The 21235-nt window shown below is 68.9% G+C and carries 19 protein-coding genes; 10 read left to right on the forward strand and 9 right to left on the reverse strand.

Annotated elements, in window-relative coordinates; translation table 11 throughout:
- Nucleotides 1-68 precede the first annotated feature (68 nt).
- The 3 genes from F5X71_RS07230 to idi are packed head-to-tail and all read right to left on the reverse strand — an operon-like array spanning nucleotide 69 to nucleotide 2530.
- Nucleotides 69-878: a TauD/TfdA dioxygenase family protein gene (locus tag F5X71_RS07230; protein WP_167461234.1), complete on the reverse strand. Its 810-nt coding sequence runs from the start codon at nucleotides 876-878 to the stop codon at nucleotides 69-71.
- Nucleotides 875-1906 (reverse strand): L-tyrosine/L-tryptophan isonitrile synthase family protein, encoded by a 1032-nt coding sequence (locus F5X71_RS07235; RefSeq protein WP_167461235.1) that lies wholly within the window; start codon nucleotides 1904-1906, stop codon nucleotides 875-877. The genes F5X71_RS07230 and F5X71_RS07235 overlap by 4 nt, the downstream gene beginning before the upstream one ends.
- Nucleotides 1907-2530: an isopentenyl-diphosphate Delta-isomerase gene (gene idi / locus F5X71_RS07240; protein ID WP_167461236.1), complete on the reverse strand. Its 624-nt coding sequence runs from the start codon at nucleotides 2528-2530 to the stop codon at nucleotides 1907-1909.
- 526 nt (nucleotides 2531-3056) lie between these two features.
- On the opposite strand from idi, the gene F5X71_RS07245 reads away from it, so the two are divergent.
- From F5X71_RS07245 to F5X71_RS07255, 3 genes are all read left to right on the forward strand, one after another.
- Complete coding sequence (locus F5X71_RS07245; protein ID WP_167461237.1) at nucleotides 3057-4742, forward strand: MFS transporter; 1686 nt, start codon at nucleotides 3057-3059, stop codon at nucleotides 4740-4742.
- A 47-nt stretch (nucleotides 4743-4789) separates the two neighbouring features.
- Nucleotides 4790-6985 carry a LuxR C-terminal-related transcriptional regulator gene (locus F5X71_RS07250; protein WP_167461238.1) on the forward strand — a complete coding sequence of 732 codons (2196 nt, stop codon included), beginning with the start codon at nucleotides 4790-4792 and terminating at the stop codon, nucleotides 6983-6985.
- Between the two features lie 363 nt (nucleotides 6986-7348).
- Nucleotides 7349-8521 (forward strand): IS701 family transposase, encoded by a 1173-nt coding sequence (locus F5X71_RS07255; protein ID WP_167461239.1) that lies wholly within the window; start codon nucleotides 7349-7351, stop codon nucleotides 8519-8521.
- On the opposite strand, the gene F5X71_RS07260 is transcribed toward F5X71_RS07255, so the two are convergent.
- The 6 genes from F5X71_RS07260 to F5X71_RS07285 all read right to left on the reverse strand — a co-directional run bounded on the left by F5X71_RS07260 (nucleotide 8522) and on the right by F5X71_RS07285 (nucleotide 14425).
- Entirely contained in the window at nucleotides 8522-9502 is a 981-nt protein-coding gene (locus F5X71_RS07260; RefSeq protein WP_167461240.1) for an acyltransferase domain-containing protein, read from the reverse strand.
- Nucleotides 9495-10547, reverse strand: coding sequence for a ketoacyl-ACP synthase III family protein (locus F5X71_RS07265; protein WP_167461241.1), 1053 nt, complete (start codon nucleotides 10545-10547; stop codon nucleotides 9495-9497). The genes F5X71_RS07260 and F5X71_RS07265 overlap by 8 nt, the downstream gene beginning before the upstream one ends.
- Nucleotides 10548-10563: 16 nt before the next feature.
- Nucleotides 10564-11559, reverse strand: coding sequence for an LLM class flavin-dependent oxidoreductase (locus tag F5X71_RS07270; protein WP_167461242.1), 996 nt, complete (start codon nucleotides 11557-11559; stop codon nucleotides 10564-10566).
- Nucleotides 11560-11625: 66 nt separating this feature from the next.
- A complete protein-coding gene (locus tag F5X71_RS07275; protein ID WP_167461243.1) occupies nucleotides 11626-12630 on the reverse strand; it encodes an NAD-dependent epimerase/dehydratase family protein in 1005 nt (334 codons plus the stop codon).
- Nucleotides 12621-13238 carry a dTDP-4-dehydrorhamnose 3,5-epimerase family protein gene (locus F5X71_RS07280; protein ID WP_167461244.1) on the reverse strand — a complete coding sequence of 206 codons (618 nt, stop codon included), beginning with the start codon at nucleotides 13236-13238 and terminating at the stop codon, nucleotides 12621-12623. The genes F5X71_RS07275 and F5X71_RS07280 overlap by 10 nt, the downstream gene beginning before the upstream one ends.
- A complete protein-coding gene (locus F5X71_RS07285; RefSeq protein WP_167461245.1) occupies nucleotides 13235-14425 on the reverse strand; it encodes a nucleotide disphospho-sugar-binding domain-containing protein in 1191 nt (396 codons plus the stop codon). Before F5X71_RS07285 ends, F5X71_RS07280 begins: the two co-directional genes overlap by 4 nt.
- A gap of 517 nt (nucleotides 14426-14942) precedes the next feature.
- Here F5X71_RS07285 and F5X71_RS07290 point away from each other — a divergent pair.
- The 7 genes from F5X71_RS07290 to F5X71_RS07320 are packed head-to-tail and all read left to right on the forward strand — an operon-like array spanning nucleotide 14943 to nucleotide 21228.
- Nucleotides 14943-15269 carry a TcmI family type II polyketide cyclase gene (locus F5X71_RS07290; protein ID WP_167461246.1) on the forward strand — a complete coding sequence of 109 codons (327 nt, stop codon included), beginning with the start codon at nucleotides 14943-14945 and terminating at the stop codon, nucleotides 15267-15269.
- A complete protein-coding gene (locus tag F5X71_RS07295) occupies nucleotides 15266-16537 on the forward strand; it encodes a beta-ketoacyl-[acyl-carrier-protein] synthase family protein (protein WP_275106773.1) in 1272 nt (423 codons plus the stop codon). The genes F5X71_RS07290 and F5X71_RS07295 overlap by 4 nt, the downstream gene beginning before the upstream one ends.
- Nucleotides 16534-17733 carry a ketosynthase chain-length factor gene (locus tag F5X71_RS07300; protein ID WP_167461247.1) on the forward strand — a complete coding sequence of 400 codons (1200 nt, stop codon included), beginning with the start codon at nucleotides 16534-16536 and terminating at the stop codon, nucleotides 17731-17733. Before F5X71_RS07295 ends, F5X71_RS07300 begins: the two co-directional genes overlap by 4 nt.
- Nucleotides 17734-17745: 12 nt before the next feature.
- A complete protein-coding gene (locus F5X71_RS07305) occupies nucleotides 17746-18003 on the forward strand; it encodes an acyl carrier protein (RefSeq protein WP_167461248.1) in 258 nt (85 codons plus the stop codon).
- Nucleotides 18004-18015: 12 nt separating this feature from the next.
- Nucleotides 18016-18801 (forward strand): 3-oxoacyl-ACP reductase FabG, encoded by a 786-nt coding sequence (fabG, locus tag F5X71_RS07310; protein ID WP_167461249.1) that lies wholly within the window; start codon nucleotides 18016-18018, stop codon nucleotides 18799-18801.
- A gap of 21 nt (nucleotides 18802-18822) precedes the next feature.
- Nucleotides 18823-19770, forward strand: a complete 948-nt coding sequence (locus tag F5X71_RS07315; protein ID WP_238815766.1) for an aromatase/cyclase — start codon at nucleotides 18823-18825, stop codon at nucleotides 19768-19770.
- Nucleotides 19771-19773: 3 nt separating this feature from the next.
- Complete coding sequence (locus tag F5X71_RS07320) at nucleotides 19774-21228, forward strand: FAD-dependent monooxygenase (protein ID WP_167461250.1); 1455 nt, start codon at nucleotides 19774-19776, stop codon at nucleotides 21226-21228.
- Nucleotides 21229-21235: the final 7 nt, after the last annotated feature.

Below are 21235 nucleotides of genomic sequence, written 5' to 3' on the forward strand. Positions count from 1 at the left end.
CGCGTCGCGAGCGCCGTCGTCGTCTGGCGTCGTAGGTCTCTTCGGTATCGGCGCGTCGGCGCCCCGACCTAGATGATCTGGATCCGCTGCATGTGCCGGGCGGTCGAGCCGAGGAAACGGTTGCGTCCGTGCAGCAGCGCGTGGTTCTCGGCGACGACGATGTCGCCGGTCTGCCAGGCGTGGTCGTAGCAGTAGCGCGGGTCGTGCAGCCGGTCGCGCAGGTCGTCCATCACGCGGACCGCGTCGTCGGCGCCGAGCCCTTCGACGGTGAGGAACAACGGGTTCCGGTAGCGGGCCGGGTCGAGCGGCTCGGCGTAGCGGATGGTCGTCTCACCGGTGGTCGGGTGGGTGTCGAGCAGCGGTTGGGTCATGGTGCCGCCGTAGTGCGCCAGCTTGTCGGTGCGGTAGGTCACCGAGGTGCGGGCCCACAGCTCGCGCAGTTCCTCGGGCGCCTCGCGATAGACCTGGGTCGAATCGCAGAAGACGGTCTCGCCGCCCGCACCGGGCACGCAGCCCTGCACGCACTGGAACAGGAAGAAGCGCGGGGCACGTTCGGACCAGGCGCCGTCCCAGTGGAACGGGACGTCTCCCGAGTCGAACAGGTAGTTCTGCGGGTCCTCCTGGACGACCAGGTCGAGGATGGTGCCGAATTCCCACTGCACCAGCTCGCCCGCGGCCATGCAGTAGGCCTCCAGGTCGGTCTTGTCGAGCAGGTCGAAGCCGCGCAGCACCAGGACCTTGGCCGCGAGGGTGGTCGACAGCAACTCATCGATCGGCACGTCGGCCAGTGTGCGCCCGCCGGTTTCGGCGGTCACCACGCGCCCGAACGGTGCCAGGTCGGTGCCGGCGAGCAGGGTCTGCTGAAGTTGATCGCTCACAACGTTCCTCCGGAGATAAGCAGTGCTGATGCGGTGCGGTCATCGACCGGCTCGTCGATGACGAAGTGACTCGGCCTGCTGTTGCGCCACACCAGGCGCCCGCCCAATTCCTCTGCGCGCGCTCGCTTCACGAGCACGTGGCGAATACCGTCGTCGAGCACGACGCCGTGCCACGGGGTCAGCCAGCCGTCGACGGTGCGCAGCAGGTGGAAGCCGATCTTGCTGCCGTGGTGGTCCTGCGGATGAATGGACAGGCGCACGGCGGCGGGAAAGACCTCGCCGACCAGCCTGCTCCAGGCCTGGCTGCGCTGCACCACCTCGTAGGCGGTCTGCTTGGCCTGATTGCGCCTGCGGGTGGCGCTGAGCTCGGCGTGGAGCACCGCGTCGTCCTCGGTGACGAACCGGTGGATGCCGTTGAACATGCGCCGCGCGGCGGGGTCGGTGCGGACCGTCTCCCTGATCTCGGCGACGGACTCGGCGTACTCCGCGAGCAGCCGGGCCCTGCGCTCGTCCCACGACAGGTCGGGCATCGCGTCGCGCAGCCCGTACAGGCCGATCGCGCCGCCGCCGATGGACCGGATCATCCGCATCAGCTCATGCCCGTAGTCGTCGATGTGCTCGTCCGGGATGCCGAGGACATCGCTGAACACGTGCCCGTCCGAACAGATCGTCACTACCGCACCGGGCTCGTACACCGCCGAGACCTGTTCGCAGAATCCCTGCACCGATTCGAGGGCGATCTGCTCGCCCAGGTCGGGCAGCCGCCCGATAGTCTTGCGGCGGTTGCGCGATTTCGCCGGGAACGCCGGAATGACGAAGTGAATGGGCTTGTTCGCCGTGATGAACTGCCCGACCGTTTCCAGGTGCGGGGCAAAACAATCGGGGCACGGGTTCGTCGCGCAGGGATCGGCGGGCTCGGCGGTGCGGCGCCGGCGAAAGACAATACGCAGAATCCGTTCGGCGACAGCGTGGTCGGCGGGGGAGAGTGCGGTCTCGTGCAGCGCACCGGCGGCGGTAGTGGTGGTCATTTACCCTTCCTTTCCGGAAGTGGTCGCGGCGGCAGCGGGCACGCCGAGCGGCTCGCGCCATCGCCGCGGCAGTAAGTCGGCGGTCAGGATCGGCCACTGGGCCGGCTCAGCGGACAGGGTGGCCAGCTCGGCCAGTTGCAGACGGCTCCACGGCGAGATCCGCAGGGCCTCGGTGCGCACCAGCGCGCCGAACCCGGACCAGTCGATCCAGGCGAAGTCGTCCACCTCGGCCGGGTTCGGGATCGGGTCGCTGTCCACGAAAGCCACGAAGACTGGGCAGATTTCGTTCTCGACGATGCCGTCGTCCATGACCGCGCGGTAGCGGAAGTCCGGCAGTGCCATCCCCCAGCGTCGTGGGGTCAGGCCGAGCTCGTCGGAGAGCCTGCGCAGCATGGCGTCGGCCATCTTCTCGCCGGGCTGCGGGTGCCCGCAGCAGGAGTTCGTCCAGACGCCGGGCCAGGTGCGTTTGGTGGTGGCGCGTCGCGTGAGCAGGAAATGGCCCTGCGGTCCGAATACATAACAGGAGAATGCCAGGTGCAACGGCGTTCGGTGGTCGTGAATCGAGGCTTTATCCGCCGACCCGAGCGGAATACCGGATTCATCGACCAGTATTACAGATTCCATGAAAAACTCTCATATCATGATATCGACGGCATAATCTGCACGTCTGTGACCTCCCGGCACCGAAGATACCGCACCCCCTGAGTGCGCGCAATCACATACAACTAAAGCGGTACGGCGGGACGTGACAAATTATCGATGTGACATATTCTCGAGTCCGGAAAATGAAAGCTGACAAATTATTCGGCCCGCTCACGTGACGGATGTAACAAACCATCAGACCTGACAAACTATGTCGCGAATAATGGGGATTCGACGACTTCCTCGGGTGGTGAAACGGCCGATGAAGCATCGATGATGATGTCAAATGTCTAGTGCGCCAACGTCTTCCGGCGTATTCGGACATAATTCTCTGGGGCGACCGAGTGGCAGGTTACTGCTACGGAAGGAGCATTGCGATCGGTGTCGGTGTCTGTAGCATTCTGTCTGTTCACGACGAGGTTGCGTTGCGTTCGGCAAGTTGATCAGGTGGGCACGAAAGTCAGCGTGGCGTCGTCGGTCGCATCATTCGAGCGAAATCAGGAGAGTCGTGGCACAGGACCTCGAGTACGCGCATGTCGACCAGTCGACGCCACCCGACGGCGACTCCGTCGCCGTCGATCCGCGTCGTTGGATCACCTTCGCGATCGTGCTGGCGGCGGGCTTCATGGATTTGCTGGACGTCACGATCGTCAATGTCGCGGTGCCGAGTATCCAGTCCGATCTGAGTGCGCAGTATTCGCAGATCGAATGGATTGTCGCGGCGTATGTGCTCGCCTTCGCCGCGACGCTCATCACCGGTGGGCGGCTCGGTGACCTGTATGGGCGCAAGCGGATCTTCCTGCTCGGGATGGCGTGCTTCACCCTCGCCTCGGCGGCCTGCGGCCTGAGCTCCGGGCCGACCGCGCTGATCGTCGCGCGCTTCCTGCAGGGTGCGGCGGCCGGCCTCATGGTGCCGCAGATCCTTGCCATCCTGCGGATCACCTTTCCGGCCAAGGAGCGGGCGAAGGCGATCGCGGTGTACAGCGGCGTCTGCGGCTCGGCGACCGCGGTCGGACTCGCGCTCGGCGCGCTGCTGGTGGAATGGAATCTGTTCGACCTGAGCTGGCGGCCGATCTTCCTGGTGAACATCCCCTTCGGTGTCGCGACGGTGATCGCGGGCGTGCTGGTGATGAAGGAATCCCGCTCCGCGGCCGCGTCCAGGCTGGACCTGGTGGGCGTCGCACTGGTCGTCGCCGCGATCCTGCTGCTCACCTACCCGCTCACCGAGGGGCGCCGACTGGGTTGGCCCGCTTGGACTTTCGCCATGATCGCGGCATCGGTCGCGGTGTTGCTGGTGTTCATCGGGCACCAGCGCAGGCGCCGTGCCACCGTCGGATCACCGTTGATCGACCTCAGCCTGTTCCGGCTGCGGCCGTTCGCGCTCGGCCTGACCAGCTGGCTGCTGTTCTGGATCTGCTTCGGCGGATTCTTCCTGGTATGGACGCTGGTCATGCAGGTGGGCCTGGGTTGGTCGCCGATGCGGGCCGGACTCACCTCGCTGTTCTTCGCGGTGGCCACCGGAGTCGGCGCGGCCGCCTCCGCCGGTGTGCTCGCGCCGCGCTTCGGTCGCAAGGTGCTGATCGCCGGCGGCCTGGTCACCGGCATCGGACTCGGCCTCTACGGCTGGTTCGTCGCGCACTACGGCCCGGACACCACGCCGTGGCACATGATGACGCCGCTGCTGGTGATCGGTCTCGGCTTCGGCCTGGTGGTGGCGCCGACCATCGATCTCGTGCTGAGCCAGGTGCAGACCAAGGACGCGGGCGCGGCCTCCGGACTGCTCAACACCGGACAGCAACTCGGCATCGCGCTCGGTGTCGCGCTGGTCGGCATCGTGTTCTTCAACCAGCTGGACCACGATTCCGCGCGCGGCGTCGATCAGACGACGACCGCCCTGCGCGGCGAGCTCGCCGAGGCCGGTCTGCCCGCGCCCGCGCAGGAGCAGATTCTCGCGAATTTCCGTGCCTGCGTGCAGGATCGGTCCGCACAGGTGGACCCGTCCGAGGTGCCGCACAGCTGCCTGCCGGGTGAGCCGAGCAACGAGGCGGTATCGCGGGTGCTTGCCGACGCGGGGGCACAGGCCAACGCGGTCAACTTCGCGCACACCTTCCGCTACACCCTCGCCTACGGCATCGGCATCATGATCCTGATATCCCTGGGGTTCTTCGCCCTGCCACGCAGCGCCAAGCTCTGAGGGCACGGCGGCGAAATGCCGCCGCGATGCGAGCAAGGGGGCTCGAGATGTCGTTCGCGGGGCGCGGGACGCCGGTGTTGGCGCATCGCACCGACGAGCTCGCCGAACTGGCCGGGCTACTGGCCAATCGGCGGATCCGGCTGCTCGCGCTGACCGGCATGGCGGGTGTCGGGAAGAGCGTGCTGGCCAGGGCGGCGTTGCGGGCCAGTGTGTTTCACGAATACCCCGTGGTGGCAGTGGATCTCGCGGCGGCGGCCGACCGTGCCACCGCCCTCGCCGCGGTGCTCGAGCAGGTGCGCGACCCCGTGCCGCCCCGCGCGGGGGAGCCTGCCGGGCTGCTCAGGAGCATCGCGACCGCACTCGCCGCCGGTCCGACCATCGTGCTGCTGGATAATTGCGACCTGGTGGCGGAGTCGATATCGCGAGATATCGCGCAGCTGCTCGACCGGTGCCCGCGCCTGCGCATCGTGCTGACCTCCCGCTTGCCGCTCGGCCTGCGCAGCGAGTGCGTGCTGTGTGTGTCCGCCCTGCCGACCGGGGAACCGGCCGTGCACGGCGCGCTGGCGCCCGCGGCGCGGCTCTTGCTCGACAGCATCGGCGGCCACTACGGAGATACCAGGGTGTTCGTGGAAAAGGCCGTGCTGGATCAGATTTCGCGAGCCGTAGGGGGCGTGCCGCTGGCGCTCGAGCTGGCCGGGGCCACCATCGCGCGGGTCGGCGCGGCCGAGACGCTGCGCCGGATCGAGGCGGGCGAGGATCTGGTGTCGGGTCGGTGCGCGGGCGCCGCCGCGCGGCACCGATCGCTGTGCGCCGCCATCGACTGGGGTCTGACCGACGCGGACGCGCCGTCGCTCGAGCTGCTGCTGCGGCTGGCGCAGTGCGCGGCCGGTGTGGATCGCGGCGCGGTGCTCGTGCTCGGTGGCCTGGACGACGAGGCGACCACCGCCGCACTGGCCGAGCTGGTGAGCCGCAGCCTGCTGCACGGCAGGCTCGACCCGCAGGGCGGTGTCAGCTACGAACTCACTGCGACGGTGCGGATCTGGTGTCGCCACCGACTGGCCGCCGACCCCGAGCGCGCCGCCGGGCTGCGCGCCGAGCATCTGGATCGACTGTGCCGGCTGGCCGAATCCCTCGGGCGCGGTACCGATCCCGGCAGGCCCGTGCCCGCCGGCGCCGAAGTGCATGTCGAGGACTTCCTGCTGGCGATCAGCGAGCTGTGCGCCGCCGGTCGCGCCGACGATGCTCTGCGCATTGCGGCCGAGCTGCAAGACGTTTGGATTCGCTGCGGGCGTCTCGGCGCGGTGGAGCGACGCCTCGCGGCTGGTCTGGCAGGCGATCAACCGCGTGCGATCCGGTGGCGCGGTTCGCTGCTGCTGGGCCGATGGGCGTTGTCCGCGGGGCGGTTTCAGCGCGCGATCGCGTTGCTGAGCGAGGCGGCGGCGCTGCTGCGGCTCGACGGGCAGGCCGCCGACCCGGCCGCGACCGACGCGATCGAACTCGCCTTGACCGCACTCGCCCCGCTCGCGCCGGTAACGGCCGAGTGGACCGCGCTGCGGCACCGGATTCGGCGGATCGCGGCCCGCGACGGCGGGCTGGCCCTGCGTAATGCGTTGGCGAGCAACAGGCTCTGTACCGCCGACCACGCGCTGCTGATCTATCAGGAGGTGCTCGAGCATCCCCAGGTGCACGGTTATCCGCTCGAAGCGATCTGTGCCATCGAGGGTTCCGGCGCGGCCTACGCCCTGGCCGGTGCCGAGTACGCGACCGCGGCGGCGACCATGGTGCTGGCCGGTGCCGGTCTGCGTGCCGGCCTCGGCATACCGCCGCCGGACGCCGACGGCGCGCGCGTCGATTGGCCGGATCTGCTGGGGGAGCGGTTGTTCGAGGACACCGTGCGCCGGGCCGCCACGATGAGCCTGACGGCGGCGATCGACTACGCGCGATCGGTGCGCTCGGCGGCGGGCCCGCGTGGCGCCGGAGTGCTGAGCCTGTGTGGCGCCGGGGTGCTGGGCACGCTCACCCCGCGCCAGCGGGAGATCGCCGAACTGGTGGCGACCGGCAAGACCAACCGGATGATCGCGGCCGAGCTCGGGTTGTCGGAGTGGACGATCGTCAACCACCTGCGGCGGGTGATGGCCAAGCTCGGCTGTCCCTCGCGATTGCATATCGCGCTGCTGGTCCAGCGCGGCGGGAAGACCGCGCCGATCGTCGGTTCGGGCAGGCGGATTGGCGAGAATCCGTAATTAATTGGCGATCCATCCGGTTCCGCGATGCCCGGTTGTCGGCTAGCGTTCGCGGGTGATCAACGTCCAGCCCGTCAGAACCGTACTGACCTGGGCGTTTTCGTGTGTCCGGGCGCGGTGTCGGTGCCAGGTCCCAGCCTCGCGGGCGCCGATGTCAGATCTTTGTCAGGCCGGGAACCCGGAACCTCTAATGGTGCGGGGTGGCTATGTCAAATCTTTGTCAAATGCGAGAAGGGGAGCTTCGCAGATTATGTCACCTGTGTAGAGTAATGAGCGTCGGACGCCGCACTCGCAAGTTGGTCTAACAATTTCCGGGCTGTCTGGAATCTCCGCGGGTTCAAAGCAATATTGGGGAGCATTCGTATGTTCGAAGATTTCGAAGAGGCCGCTGAGCTGTGCAATGTTCTATTCTCTTCGTTTCCGCGTAAAGATCAACGTAGCCGAGCGGCGCAATATTTGAAAGGGCTGTTGGAGTCGCCCGGTCGTAAATCGGTGCGCAATATCGCGCGTTCGCTCGACGGTGCCGTCACCGATCAAAGTCTGCACCATTTCATCAGCGCGTCGAACTGGAATTGGGCACCGGTTCGCCTCGCGCTTGCCGAGTACCTGTTCGGCAGGCAGGAGATCGAGTCGCTGGTGGTGCACTCGATGGCGATCAAGAAGTCGGGCCAGCATTCGGTCGGGGTCGAGCGGCGCTTCCTGCCCACCGCGGGCCGGGTGGTGAATGTGCAACAGGCGACCGCGATCTGGGCGGTGTCGCCCGAACTCACCGCCCCGGTCGACTGGCGCCTGCATCTGCCCCGCGGCTGGCTCGACGACCAGCATCGGCGCTCGTCCGCGGCGATTCCGCCGGATCTGCTGCCCCAGCTGCGCGAGGATCTGATCGTCGAGCTGTGCCTGCGGCTGCGCCAGGACTGGCACCTGCCGGCGCGGCCGGTGGTGCTCGACGCCAGGGACCTCGATATCCGCGCGGTGGTGCCCCGGTTGCACGCGCACGGCATTCCGACGCTGTCGCGCATCGACCATGCCGCAAAATTGCACGTTGCCGATGAGATGCTGACCGGTCACCGCGGTGACTGCCTCATTCCGGCGGGCGACATCATGAAAGCCGCGAAGGGCAGCCGTCGCCGGATGCTGTTGCCCGCCAACGGTGAACTGCCCGGCAAAACGCGATCGCCGCGGGCTGCCGCGGTGACAGTCGGTTTCGCTCCCCGTGCGCGCAATTCCATCGGCGGGTCCGCGGCGGAACTGGCGCTGCTGGAAATCCCCGCGCAGCACGGCTCGTCCACCCGCACGCTGTGGCTGACGGATCTGCCGACGGACCGCGTCGGCGAGCTGATCCGGCTGGCCGCGGCGCTGCCCAGGGTAGAACGCGACAGCATCGAGGTCGCCGACAAGGCCGGTGTCCGAGACTATTCCGGGCGCAGCTACGGCGGCTGGCACCGGCACGTGACACTGGCCTCGGTGGCACACACGTTGCTGATGCGGCTGGCCGCCGATCAGGAGAAGCTGGTGCCGATGGAGGCGGCGGGGTGATCAGGGCAGCGGCGGGCACGCCGCGGTGAGGGCGGCGAAGGCCGCGGCCGCGGCCTGCCACTGCGCGCCGCCCGCGCGGGCGGGCGAGACGGACACGACCGTGCCGCGGCCCGCGCGCATGGTGGGATGCCTGCGCGCGACGGTCGACAGGCCTTGTCCTGGACCGGCTTCGACGCAGACGAGCCGCTCGTGCGCGCCGACCAGGGCATCGAGGGTGGGCCAGAACCGCACCGTCGCCACGGGATGGTGCGCCCAGTACGCCGGATCGGCGATCGTCGCCTGATCCAGCGGCCGGGTCGTGTAGCACGAGTAGACCGGGACGCGCGGTGTGCGCGGGGTGAGCGTGGCCAGATACGCGAGGCTGCCGGTGGCCGCGGGCTGCAGCATCGGGCTGTGGAACGCACTGAGCGACGGCACCGTTCGACAGGTCCGGCCCGCGGCGCGCAGGTCCGCCGATACCGCGGCCAGCGCGGTGTCGGGACCGGCCAGGATGGTCTGACGTGGCGCGTTGATCGCCGCGAGGGCCACATCGGCGGACAGGTATGGTTCCACCTCCTCGACGGTCGCGGCCACCGCGAGCATGCCGCCCGCGGGCGCGGCGGCGATCCGGCGTACCCGATCGAGCACCACACCCGTGGCCTCGGGCAGCGAGAGGATCTCCGCGAAGGTCGCCGCGGCCAGTTCGCCGATGCTGTGCCCGATGACGACGTCAGGGTCGAAGCCCCAATTGCGCACCATCCGCGCCATGGCGTAGTCGACGGCGAACAGTAGTGGCTGCGCCCGCGTCACGTGGTCGATCGGTACGGTGGGCGTTTCGGCGAGCCAATCCTCGCGCAGCGCAGCGCCTTCCGTGCCGAAGGCGGTGAAGACCTCGTCCATCGCCCTGGTGAACGTCGGTTCCTGTCGATAGAGCCCGGCGGCCATGCCCGGGTACTGCGAACCCTGGCCCGGAAACATCATCACCAGAGACGGGTTACCCATGGGAGTTCTCCTCGGCATCGGCCGACCACGGTGGGCGGCTGAGGATTTCGACGACCGCGCAGGACCAGCTGAATCCGGCACCGACACTGGCCAGCAGGCACAGCTCACCCGGGCCGACCGCGCCGGTGCCGACCAGGTGGTCGAGACCCGCGACGGGATCACCGGCGCCGAGGTGACCGATGGTCCGGCTCCACGACCAGGTGGTGCGGTCCGCGTCGATGCCGAACTGCGTCAGGAAGCCGGCCTTGATCCGGCGCCAGCCCATGTGCGGCAACGATATTCGCGCGATATCCGCGAGCTCGACGCCCGCCGCGTCGAGCGCGCCGTGCAGTGCGGCCTTTTGGCCCGCTGCCACCCGCGCGGCGCTGTACTGGCGGCCACGCGCTCCGACATACTCCCGCTTGTGCGCGTCCAGATCGACCGTGGGCGGCGCGGTGAGCGACGGTGCGCCGTACGAGTCGCCGCCGCGGTGCATCCCCTCCAGCTCGGGGTCCGAAACCGTGTGCAGTGCACGCAGGACGGCGAATCCGGAGCGCCGCGACACCAGCAGCGCCGTGCCGCCGTCGGCGTAGACGGTGCCGGGATCGCTGCGCCAGCGGTCGAACTCGGGTGGGTTCATCCGGTCGCCGCTGGTGATGAGCACGCAATCGCGGTCCGCCGATGCCGTCAGGTAGGCGCCCGCCAGCTCCAGCGCGGCCATGCCGCCGTTCGACACCTGCCGAATTTCCATTGCCGGACAGGTGTTTCCGACCGCGACCCGCTGAATGTAGGAGGCGGGCGACCAGAGGTGATGGCCCTGGAAATATAGGCTGGCGTGCAGGATGAGGTCGATTCGGTCGGGCCCGATGCCGGTCCGGTCGAGCACCGCGGTCGTGGCGTTGGCGGCCATCTCCGGACCGGATTCCTTCTCCGCCACCGTGACCGACGCCATGCCGGTCATGGCCGCCAGCTTCTCGTCGCAGTCGCCCGCCGCCACCGCCTGGTCGGTCGACACGGTCGGCGGTAGCCAGGTGGCGCAGCCCGCGATGTAGAGTTCGCCGGTCATGCGGGTCTCCGAGCGCTCATCGGGCGGTGCCTGCCACATCGAGTTCCCTGGCCAGCAGCGGCGGCAGGTGCTCGCTCACCAACTCGATATTGCGAGCCACCAGATCGTCGGGCATGCCGGCGATGTCGGCCCAGAAGATCAAGTGCCGCACCGGCAATCCCGCGATGCGCGCCTTGATCCGGGTCGCGGCTTGCTCGGGGGTCAGGATCTCCAGGTGTCCCCACGAGCCGTCCAGCGGGCGCACGCGTAGGTCGTCCGGACCGAGCAGCGGCGGGGCGGGGCGGTCGGTGCCCTCGACCGAGGAGCTGCGATAGGTGTTCTTCTGGTGTGCCAGATACGGCGTGACGCGGGCCCAGGCCGCCTCCGGGTCATCGGCCAGCAGAATCGGCACCAGGTCCGCGACACGGGCCGATTCCGGATCGTGGCCGCCCTCGACCAGGCCCACCTGATAGTGCGCGAACATCTCGTGCGAGATGTGCATCAGCCCGATGCCGAGCCGACCGGCCAGCCGCGCACCGCGCGGGCGGTAGAACCCGCCCCACAGCGGCACCGGCTGCTGCACCGGGCCCGGGGTGACCCCGCCGGTCTCCCACAGGTGGCGCACCTGTTCGATCGTCGCGCCGGTGCGGGCGAACCGCTTGCTGAAATCGGCGTCGAACAGCTGATATTCGGGGACGCGGTAGCCGGCGCCGAGGCCGAGCTCTAGTCGGCCGCCGCTGATCAGATCGACGACGGCGGCCTCCTCGGCCAGCTGTGCCGGCTTGCGCAGCGCGGGCAGCACGACGGCGGTGCCGATCCGGACGTTGCGGGTGCGCGCCGCCGCGGCGGCCGCGAAGGTCAGCGGCTGCGGCAGATAGCCGTCCTCGAACAGGTGGTGCTCGGTGAACCAGATGCCACCGGCACCGCGCCGATCGGCCTCTTCGCAGAACTCCAGTGTGCGCGCGTAGTGGTCGGCCCACGGCCGCTGCCACTGGCTGGGGTTGCGGAGATCGAAGACGAGTCCGACGTCCATGTGTGCTCCATTCTTCAGCTGTGCCACCGCATTTCACGCGAGCCGCGATGGCATCGTTGCTCCGGCTCAGCCGGTCGCTGTTTCGGTGCCGACCTGCTCGGCCGCGCAGACCTCGATGGTCCGGCGCAGTGCGGTCTGCAGTGACACGGTCGGCTGCCAGCCGGTGACCGCGCGGAAGGCCGTGGAGTCGATGGTGATGTGCACCAGATCGCCCGCCTCGGCATGGGTGGGCGGCGGCACCGAGACGACGGGCACCCGCTCCCCGGTGCGCTCGGCGACCAGGTCCGCGATCGTGGCGAACAGCTGCCCCAGCGGGATGCCGTGACCGGACCCGAGTACCCAGGCGCGCCCGGCCAATTCGGTGGTGTGCTCGGTCGCGGCCACCAGCGCCCTCGCGATGTCCTCGACATAGACGACGTCGCGCTTGACGGTGCCGTCGTGCCACATGGTCAGCGGGTCGCCGGCCAGCGCGCGCCGGATCATCATCGAGACGACGCCTTTGTCCCGCGCGGTCGCGCGCGGGCCACTGCCGAAGACCGTCGGCAGCCGGACCGAGACCGCCCGATGCGGTCCGGTCGCAAGCGAGTCGAGCAACAGTCGTTCCGCTCGGAGCTTCTGCCGGTCGTATTCGCCTGAGGGAGCGTCGATCTCGGTGCCGTCGATGATCGCGCCCGCGCCCTTGCCGACCTGTGAGACGGCGCCTGCGAAGACCACGCCGACCGGGTCGGTGCGCGGCTCGAGCGCCGCGACCAAGTCGGCGACGATGCCGACGTTGACCCGCTCGGCGGCGTCGTCGCCCTCGGCGATCCGCCAGGTCGACGGGCCGTCGTTGATGTAGGCGACGCAGTGCACGACGATGTCGGCGTCGGCGACCACGCGGGCCACCACGCCTGGCGCGGTGAGGTCGGCGGTGCACACCTCGACCGTGGCCCGCGCGTCCTGCGGAATCGGGGCCGGATGCCGGGCGACCACGCGCAGCCGGATCGGGCGCGCGGCGAGTTCACGCAGCACCGCCGAGCCGACGAAGCCGGTCGCGCCGAGCAGGGTGACCAGGGGAGGTGTCAGTGCCACAGCTTGGCCTCCAGCTCGAGGCAGGTCGCGTAGTCGGGCAGCAGGCCGCGTTCGCCCGCCTCCGCGAGAGTCAGGGCAGCTTGGTCTCTTTCGGATTGTTCGGGGCGCGGTATGCGGGGGATCGGCAGCCCGATCTCCGGGTCGAGTGGGGAGACGGCCAGCTCGTTGGCGGCCTCGTATCCCTCCGACATCACGTAGACCACGATCGAATCGTCTTCCTGCGCGAGGAAGGCGTGACCGACCCCCATCGGAATGAACAGCGCCTTTGCCGTAGCGCCCGCGCTGCCCAATTCCGTTTGCTCCCAACGCCCGAAGGTCGGTGAGCCGACGCGCAGGTCGACCAGGTAGTCGGTGACGCGACCGTACGGGACGTAGACGTACTTCGAGCGCCCCGGCGGGGTGGTCGTGTAGTGGATGCCGCGCAGCACCCCGCGGGCCGAGACGTTGTGGCTGATGTCGCGGACCGGGAACAGGCCGTGGCCGAGCGCCGAGTCGAACGCGTCGATCTGGAACGGACTGGTGAAAAGCCCACGGCTGTCCCGATATACCGGCACGGAGAACTCCACCGCGCCCGCGATGCCGAGCTTTCTGACCTCGACCGGGCTCATCGCGCACCCGCCTGCGCCGCGGTGATCGCGGCCGCGATCCGTTCGATGACTGTGCTGGGGGAAGGCATGTCGTGCATCTCCTGAGCTACCTCGGTGCAGGCGTCGTGCTGGGATTCGGAGTCGAGCAGCTTGCCGAGCGACTGTTCGATGCTGCTCGCGCCGATCTCACCGGCGTCGAGCCGCAGCGCAACGCCGCGGGTCGTGGCGATCTGGGCGTTGGTATCGCTGTCGGTGCCGCGATCCGGGAGGACCAGCTGGGGGACACCGGCATCCAGCGCCGCGTACATGCTGCCCGCCCCGCCGTGATGGACAACGGCCGCACAGGATTCCAGCACGGCGCGCAAGGGCAGCCACGGCACCGGGCGCACATACTCGGGCAACGGGCCGGGCAGGGTGGCATCGCCGGTCATCAGGATGATCTCGACGTCCAGGTCCGCGGCGCCCTTGATGATGTGGCGCAGCAGCGTGCCGTCCCCATAGGTCGCGGTCAGCGAGCCGAGGGTGACCGCGACCCGGCGGCGCCCGGTGCGCGGCGCACGCACCCAGGCAGGCAGTTCCCCGCCGCCGTTGTAGGGCAGGTAGCGCATGGCCTCGATGCGGTCCGCGTAGGTTTCCGTCGGCGCGGGTGTGCTGCGCTGGTGGATGGCCTCGAGCGAGGGTGGGCTGACGTCGATCTCGATATCGGCCTCGACGCATTCGGCGACGCCGAGATCGGTTGCGGCGCTGTGCAGATGGGCCAGCGCGGGGCCATAGGTGGGCCAGCGCGTGCCGAGGCCGTGCATGACGGCCGTCGTGCCCGTCGCGCGCGCCGCGACCAGACCGGCGACCGCCATGGGCGTGTACACCACGGCGTCGGCGGCCCATTCCCGGACGGCCTCGACCAGCCCGCCGAGCATGAGATTGCCGGTCTCGCCGAACGCCGCCGCGAACTGGGCGTGCAGCTGCGCCGGCGACAAGGTCTCGGTCATGTCGGTCTCGCCGATCCGGCGCACGATCTCCTCGTACGGCCGCGCCGATGCGCCGTCGTCCACGGCGACCGCGTGCAATCCGGCCGCCACCGCGGCGGGCAGCGCCGGACCGGTACAGGCCACCCGCACCTCGTGTCCGGCGGCGAGTGCCGCCCGCGCGAAGGGCACCAGCGGCAACAGATGTGATGTGCCGGGCAATGTCGTGAGCAGGAATCGCATCGCGATCGGTACCTTTCGGATATGTCGTGGGTCTGGCCTGCGGCTGTCGCGGCGGGTCCGACGAATGAGACCGCGGGCCGCATATTCGCCGGTGCGCGGAAAAACCTCGCGACGGCGCAGCGCGCGGCGGCGAGTCGGCGGTATCGAACTCAGCACCATAATCTCCAGCGCGCCACTGAAAGGGCAATACCGAGTTCTGCATATTTGTGTCAATTCTTGGTCAAATCCGAGCATGTGCCCGCCGGCCGGCGGGCGGAGCGAATTGACAGTTCGCTGACACTCCCTGTGCTCTACCGGATTTCGGCTATACGGAGTGGCGTCGAAAGTTTGACAATGTCCTGACCGATTCGAATCTTGATTATTGTCGGCGCCTTCAAGATCATGGAAGCCGGGGTCGAAATCGCTACCCGCCGCGTGGAGTAACGAATCCTCGCCAGTGCAGTCCGCAGTCCGCTCGCCGCGATCGGCGATTTTCTGGGATTGCGAGCGTCGAATCTAGTAGAAGGAGACAACTCCGATGCACAGCACATTGATTGTGGCGCGGATGGATCCCGGATCACATCGGCAGGTCGCGGACCTGTTCGCCGAATTCGATGGCACGGAGATGCCGCACCGCATGGGTACCCGTCGCAGGCAGCTGTTCTATTACCGCGGACTCTATTTCCACCTGCAGGATTTCGACGCCGCGGACGGCGGCGAGCGGATCGAGGAGGCCAAGACCGATCCGCGCTTCGTCGGCATCAGCGCCGACCTGAAGCCGTTCATCGAGGCCTACGACCCGCAGTGGCGCACCCCCTCCGACGCCATGGCCACCCGGTTCTACAGCTGGGCAGCCGAATCGTGAACGAGCGAAGAGTCGTCGTCACCGGCATGGAGGTGCTCGCACCCGGCGGCGTCGGTCGCGACGCGTTCTGGGATCTGCTGAGCGCGGGCCGCACGGCGACCCGGGGCATCACCTTCTTCGATCCGGCGCCGTTCCGGTCCAAGATCGCCGCGGAGGTCGACTTCGATCCCGAGGCCAACGGCCTCAGCCCGCAGCAGGTCCGGCGGATGGACCGGGCCGCGCAGTTCGTCGCCGTCGCGGCACGTGATGCGGTGTGCGACAGTGGGATCGACCTCAACCGCTATGACCCGTACCGGGTCGGTGTCACGATCGGCACCGCGGTCGGCGCGGCCACCAGCCTGGACTGGGAATACCGCGTGGTCAGCGATGCCGGCCGGCTGCATCTGGTCGACCACGAATACGCCGTGCCGCACCTGTACAACTGCCTGGTGCCGAGCTCGTTCGCCGCGGAGGTGGCCGAGCTGGTCGGGGCGCGCGGAGCTACCACGGTGATCTCGACCGGCTGCACCTCCGGCCTCGACTCGGTCGGCTACGCGGTGGATCTGATCCGCGAGGGCACCGCCGATGTCATGGTGGCGGGCGCCACCGACGCGCCGATCTCCCCGATCACCGTCGCCAGCTTCGACGCGATCAAGGCGACCTCGCCGCGCAACGACGAGCCTGGCACCGCTTCGCGTCCGTTCGACGGCACCCGCAACGGCTTCGTGCTCGGCGAGGGCGCCGCGGTGTTCGTGCTCGAGGAGCTCGAGTCGGCCAAGCGGCGCGGCGCGCGCATCTATGCCGAGATCGCGGGCTACGCGACCCGCAGCAACGCCTACCACATGACCGGACTGCGGCCCGACGGCGTCGAGATGGCCGAGGCCATCCGGGTCGCCATGCACGAGGCCGAGATGAACCCGGACGAGATCGACTACATCAACGCGCACGGCTCGGGCACCAAGCAGAACGACCGGCACGAGACCGCGGCCTTCAAGCGCAGCCTCGGGCAGCGGGCCTACGAGGTGCCGGTGAGCTCGATCAAATCGATGGTCGGGCATTCGCTCGGCGCGATCGGCTCGATCGAGATCGCCGCCTCGATTCTGGCGATGACGCACAACACCGTGCCGCCGACGGCGAACCTGCACACCCCGGACCCGGAGTGCGATCTGGACTATGTGCCGCTGACAGCGCGCGAGCACGTGACCGACGCGGTGCTGACCGTGGGTAGCGGGTTCGGCGGTTTCCAGAGCGCGATGGTGCTGGCCCGCGCCGAACGGAGCGCGGCATGACGCGGGCGGTGGTCACCGGATTCGGCGTCGCGGCACCGAACGGCCTTGGTGCGGAGCAGTATTGGGCCGCGACCGTGGCGGGTAAGTCGGGCATCGCCAGGGTGTCCCGGTTCGACCCGAGCGGATATCCGTCCCAGCTCGCCGGTGAGGTCCCCGGCTTCGAGGCCGCCGAGCATCTGCCGGGCAGGCTGCTGCCGCAGACGGATCGGATGACCCAGCTGGCCTTGGCCGCGACGGACTGGGCGTTCGCCGATGCCGGACTGACGCCGGACCGGTTGCCGGAATTCGACATGGGCGTGATCACCGCCAGCTCGGCCGGTGGGTTCGAGTTCGGTCAGCGCGAGCTGCGCAACCTCTGGCAGCGCGGCGGCCAGTACGTCAGCGCGTACCAGTCCTTCGCCTGGTTCTACGCCGTGAACAGCGGCCAGATCGCGATTCGCAACGGCATGAAGGGACCGGCCAGCGTGCTGGTCAGCGATCAGGCGGGCGGACTGGACGCCGTCGCCGCGGCCCGGCGCGCGATTCGCAAGGGCACCAGCACCATCGTGACGGGCGCGATCGACTCGTCGCTGTGCCCGTGGGGCTGGATCGGGCAGCAGGCGAGCGGGCGATTGAGCACCAGCGACGACCCGGCCGACGCCTACCTGCCCTTCGATGCCCGCGCGAACGGGCACGTGCCCGGCGAGGGCGGCGCGATCCTGCTCGTCGAGTCCGATGCGCACGCGCGGGCCCGCGGTGCCCGCGCCTACGGCGAGATCGCCGGCTACGCGGCGACTTTCGATCCGGCGGGGCCGGGCTTGCGCAAGGCGATCGAGGCGGCGCTGGCCGATGCCGGGCGGACACCGGCGGACATCGACGTGGTGTTCGCCGACGCGGCCGGCTTGCCGGAACTCGATCGCGATGAGGCGCGGGCGATTTCGGAAGTATTCGGGGCCGGCGCCGTGCCGGTCACCGCGCCGAAGACGATGACCGGCCGGTTGTACTCCGGTGCCGGGCCGCTCGATCTCGTCGCCGCGCTGCTGACCATGCGCCACGGCCTGATCCCACCGACGGTCAACATCGAGGCCGATCCCGAGGCGCGGATGGACCTGGTGCTCGGCCAGGCCCGCCCGGCCGAGGTGCGCACCGCGCTGGTCCTGGCGCGGGGCTACGGCGGATTCAACTCCGCGCTCGTGCTGAGCAACGAAAACTCATGAAGGAGAACAACAATGGCTGACGGATTCACACTCACCGACCTGGGCCGGATCATGCTCGAGGCCGCGGGCGACGACGGGGTCGACTTCACCGAGCCCGTGCTCGACGTGCTCTTCGACGACCTCGGTTACGACTCGCTCGCGCTGCTCGAGGCCAGCGGCCGGATCGAGCGCGAGTTCGACATCTCGCTGGACGAGGACACCCTGCTCGCCGCCACCACGCCGCGGGCACTGATCGGTGCCGTCAACGCGCGGCTCGCGAACGCGGCCTGAGGAGGAGCACAGATGTCGAAGATCGAAGCGCCCGTCGCCCTGGTGACCGGGGCGACCAGCGGTATCGGACTGGCCGTCGCCCGCCTGCTCGGCGGCTCGGGACACCGGGTGTTCATCGGCGCGCGCACCGAGGAGAACGTGATCGCCACGGTGAAACAGATGCGCTCGGAAGGACTTACGGTGGACGGCGCCGCGGTGGATGTGCGCTCCGACGCCGAGGTGCAGCAGTTCGTCCAGGCCGCTGTCGACGCGTTCGGGTCGATCGATGTGCTGGTGAACAACGCGGGCCGCAGCGGCGGCGGCGTCACCGCCGATCTCACCGCCGAACTCTGGAACGACGTCATCGAGACCAATCTGACCAGCGTATTCCGGCTGACCCGCGAGGTGCTCAACACCGGCGGCATGCGCACGAAGAACCGCGGCCGGATCGTCAACATCGCCTCCACCGCGGGCAAGCAGGGCGTGGTGCTCGGCGCGCCGTACTCGGCGTCGAAGCACGGCGTCGTCGGCTTCACCAAGGCGCTCGGTAATGAGCTGGCCCCCACCGGCATCACGGTCAACGCCGTGTGCCCCGGTTACGTGGAGACGCCTATGGCGGCGCGGGTCCGGCAGGGATACGCCGACGCCTACGGCAAGAGCGAGGCCGAGATCCTGGAGAAGTTCCAGGCCAAGATCCCACTCGGGCGCTACTCCACCCCGGAGGAGGTGGCCGGATTGGTCGGCTACCTGACCACCGACACGGCCGCATCCATCACGGCGCAAGCGTTGAACGTCTGCGGCGGACTTGGCAATTTCTGAGCTCGAGGAGTAGGTAATTCGATGACCACCAGCAGCACCATGCGCGAGGTCGAGCACGAGATCGAGATCGCCGCACCCGCCGACACGGTGTACGCGCTGATCGCCGATGTCGGCAGCTGGCCGCGCATCTTCGGTCCGACGATCTACGTCGAGCACCTGGAGCAGACCGAGGGCAGCGAGCGGATCCGGGTCTGGGCCACCGCCAACGGCACCGCGAAGAACTGGACCTCACGCCGCACGCTCGATCCGACGGCCCGGAAAATCACCTTCCAGCAAGAGGTTTCGGCGCCGCCGGTGGCCTTCATGAGCGGCGCGTGGCTGATCGAGGCGCGTTCGGCGAACTCCGCCCTGGTCCGGCTGCAACACACCTACCGCGCCGTGGACGATGATCCGGACGGTCTCGCCTGGATCGACGAGGCGGTCGACCGCAATTCGCGCAGTGAACTGGAGGGGCTGCGGGTCGAGCTCGAATTCGCTTATGCCGCGACGGAGGCCACCTTCTCCTTCGAGGACTCGGTGCAGATCGCCGGGTCGGCCACACGGGCATACGAATTCATCGATCAGGCACAGCTGTGGACCGAGCGGCTGCCGCACGTCGCCGCGGCGCGGCTGGAAGAACCCGCACCCGGCTTGCAGACACTCGAGATGGACACCAAGACGCGCGACGGCTCGGTGCACACCACGAAGTCCTATCGGGTCACCTGCCCGCACCACTCGATCGTCTACAAGCAGGTGACCCTGCCGGCGCTGATGTCGTTGCACACGGGGCGGTGGACCTTCGCCGAGAACGCCGACGGCGTGCTGGCGACCTCGCAGCACACCGTCACGATCAACACCGAGCGGATCGCCTCGATCCTCGGCGCGGACAAGACGCTAGAGGATGCCAAGGATTTCGTGCGGAACGCGTTGAGCACCAACAGCATGACCACTTTGCGGCACGCGAAGTCCTTCGCCGAGCGACGCGACTGACAGATGATCGAACAGACGCAGGTAGTCGTCGTCGGCGCGGGCCCGGTCGGGCTCATGCTGGCGGGTGAGTTGCGCCTCGGCGGCGTCGAGGTGGTGGTGCTGGAGGCGCGTGCGACGCCGTCGACGGAGTCGCGGGCCTCGACCCTGCACGCGCGGACGATGGAGATCTTCGACGCCCGCGGCCTGGTCGACGCGCTCGGCACCGTGCCGAACGAACCGCGCGGCCACTTCGGGGGCATCGCGCTCGATCTCACCATGCCGAGCCGGTTTCCCGGACAGTGGAAGGTACCGCAGACCAGAACCGTTGAGTTGTTGCATGATTGGGCCGTCGCGCTGGGGGCCGAGGTCCGGCGCGGCTGGTCGGTGTCGGCGGTGCGCGACGACGGTGCCTTCGTCGAGGTTCACGCGCGGACCACGGCCGGTACCCGAGTGCTGCGTGCGGACTTCGTCGTCGGCTGCGACGGCGCGGACAGCACGGTGCGCGCGTGTACCGGCATGGCGTTCGAGGGCAGGGCGGCGACCCGCGAACTGCTGCGCGCGGACGTGGCGGGACTGGCCGTCGAGGACCGGCGATTCCAGCGCTACGAGCACGGATTCGCCACGGCGGTCACGAATCCCGCCGGCATCACCCGGGTGATGGTGCATCGCTTCGGTACCGGTGGCGCCGAGCGGGTGGGCGAGCCGTCCTTCGATGCGGTCGTCGCGGCGTGGCAGCAGGTCACCGGTGAGGCGATCGGGCATGGAAAGCCGCTGTGGGTGAACGCCTTCGACGATGCGAGCAAACAGGTGCGGGCCTACCGCGCCGGGCGCGTGCTGTTCGCGGGCGATGCCGCGCATCAGCAGATGCCCAGCGGCGGTCAAGCGCTGAACCTAGGCCTGCAGGATGCCGTGAACCTGGGTTGGAAGCTGGCCCGCGCCATCGACGCGCGGGCCGAGCACCTGCTCGATACCTATCACGCCGAACGCAGTGCGGTCGGCGCGCGAATCTTGTCGAACATCCGGGTGCAAACCGAATTGTTGCTCGGCGGGCCGGAAGTCGAGTCGCTGCGGACCATGCTGCGGGACCTGATCGCGGCGGAGCCGGTGCGTGCGCACCTAGCCGGGATGGTCAGCGGATTGGACGTGCGCTATCCCGCGGAACCGGGGGAGCACCCCTGGCTCGGCCTCCGGCTGCCCGAAGTGCGGCTGCGCGAGCCCGCCGGGACGAGCGGCGCGGCACTGCGCACCGGGGCCGGCCTCGTGCTCGGCTTCGGCCCCGCACAGGTCGAGGCGCTGGCGAAGGTGGTGGCGCCCTGGTCCAAGCGGGTCGTCGTGGCCGAGGTCGCCGCCGGTGCCGAGATCGGCACCGAGGCGGTGCTGGTACGGCCGGACGGCTATGTGAGCTGGGCGGGTTCCGCGGACGCGGACCTCGACGGCCGGCTGCGCCACTGGTTCGGGCCGCCCGGTGCCGAGCACTGACCGCGCC

It is taken from the genome of Nocardia brasiliensis, assembly GCF_011801125.1.
Lineage (GTDB): Bacteria > Actinomycetota > Actinomycetes > Mycobacteriales > Mycobacteriaceae > Nocardia > Nocardia brasiliensis_C.

What these genes read in the sequence shown, in the direction of transcription:
- F5X71_RS07290 (WP_167461246.1), top strand. Translation starts at nt 14,943, where the DNA reads ATGCACAGCACATTGATTGTGGCGCGGATGGATCCCGGATCACATCGG.
- F5X71_RS07255 (WP_167461239.1), top strand. Translation starts at nt 7,349, where the DNA reads ATGTTCGAAGATTTCGAAGAGGCCGCTGAGCTGTGCAATGTTCTATTC.
- F5X71_RS07235 (WP_167461235.1), bottom strand. Translation starts at nt 1,906, where the DNA reads ATGACCACCACTACCGCCGCCGGTGCGCTGCACGAGACCGCACTCTCC.
- F5X71_RS07285 (WP_167461245.1), bottom strand. Translation starts at nt 14,425, where the DNA reads ATGCGATTCCTGCTCACGACATTGCCCGGCACATCACATCTGTTGCCG.
- F5X71_RS07250 (WP_167461238.1), top strand. Translation starts at nt 4,790, where the DNA reads ATGTCGTTCGCGGGGCGCGGGACGCCGGTGTTGGCGCATCGCACCGAC.
- F5X71_RS07265 (WP_167461241.1), bottom strand. Translation starts at nt 10,547, where the DNA reads ATGACCGGCGAACTCTACATCGCGGGCTGCGCCACCTGGCTACCGCCG.
- F5X71_RS07300 (WP_167461247.1), top strand. Translation starts at nt 16,534, where the DNA reads ATGACGCGGGCGGTGGTCACCGGATTCGGCGTCGCGGCACCGAACGGC.
- F5X71_RS07320 (WP_167461250.1), top strand. Translation starts at nt 19,774, where the DNA reads ATGATCGAACAGACGCAGGTAGTCGTCGTCGGCGCGGGCCCGGTCGGG.
- F5X71_RS07260 (WP_167461240.1), bottom strand. Translation starts at nt 9,502, where the DNA reads ATGGGTAACCCGTCTCTGGTGATGATGTTTCCGGGCCAGGGTTCGCAG.
- F5X71_RS07270 (WP_167461242.1), bottom strand. Translation starts at nt 11,559, where the DNA reads ATGGACGTCGGACTCGTCTTCGATCTCCGCAACCCCAGCCAGTGGCAG.
- F5X71_RS07315 (WP_238815766.1), top strand. Translation starts at nt 18,823, where the DNA reads ATGACCACCAGCAGCACCATGCGCGAGGTCGAGCACGAGATCGAGATC.
- F5X71_RS07305 (WP_167461248.1), top strand. Translation starts at nt 17,746, where the DNA reads ATGGCTGACGGATTCACACTCACCGACCTGGGCCGGATCATGCTCGAG.
- F5X71_RS07280 (WP_167461244.1), bottom strand. Translation starts at nt 13,238, where the DNA reads ATGAGCCCGGTCGAGGTCAGAAAGCTCGGCATCGCGGGCGCGGTGGAG.
- fabG (WP_167461249.1), top strand. Translation starts at nt 18,016, where the DNA reads ATGTCGAAGATCGAAGCGCCCGTCGCCCTGGTGACCGGGGCGACCAGC.
- idi (WP_167461236.1), bottom strand. Translation starts at nt 2,530, where the DNA reads ATGGAATCTGTAATACTGGTCGATGAATCCGGTATTCCGCTCGGGTCG.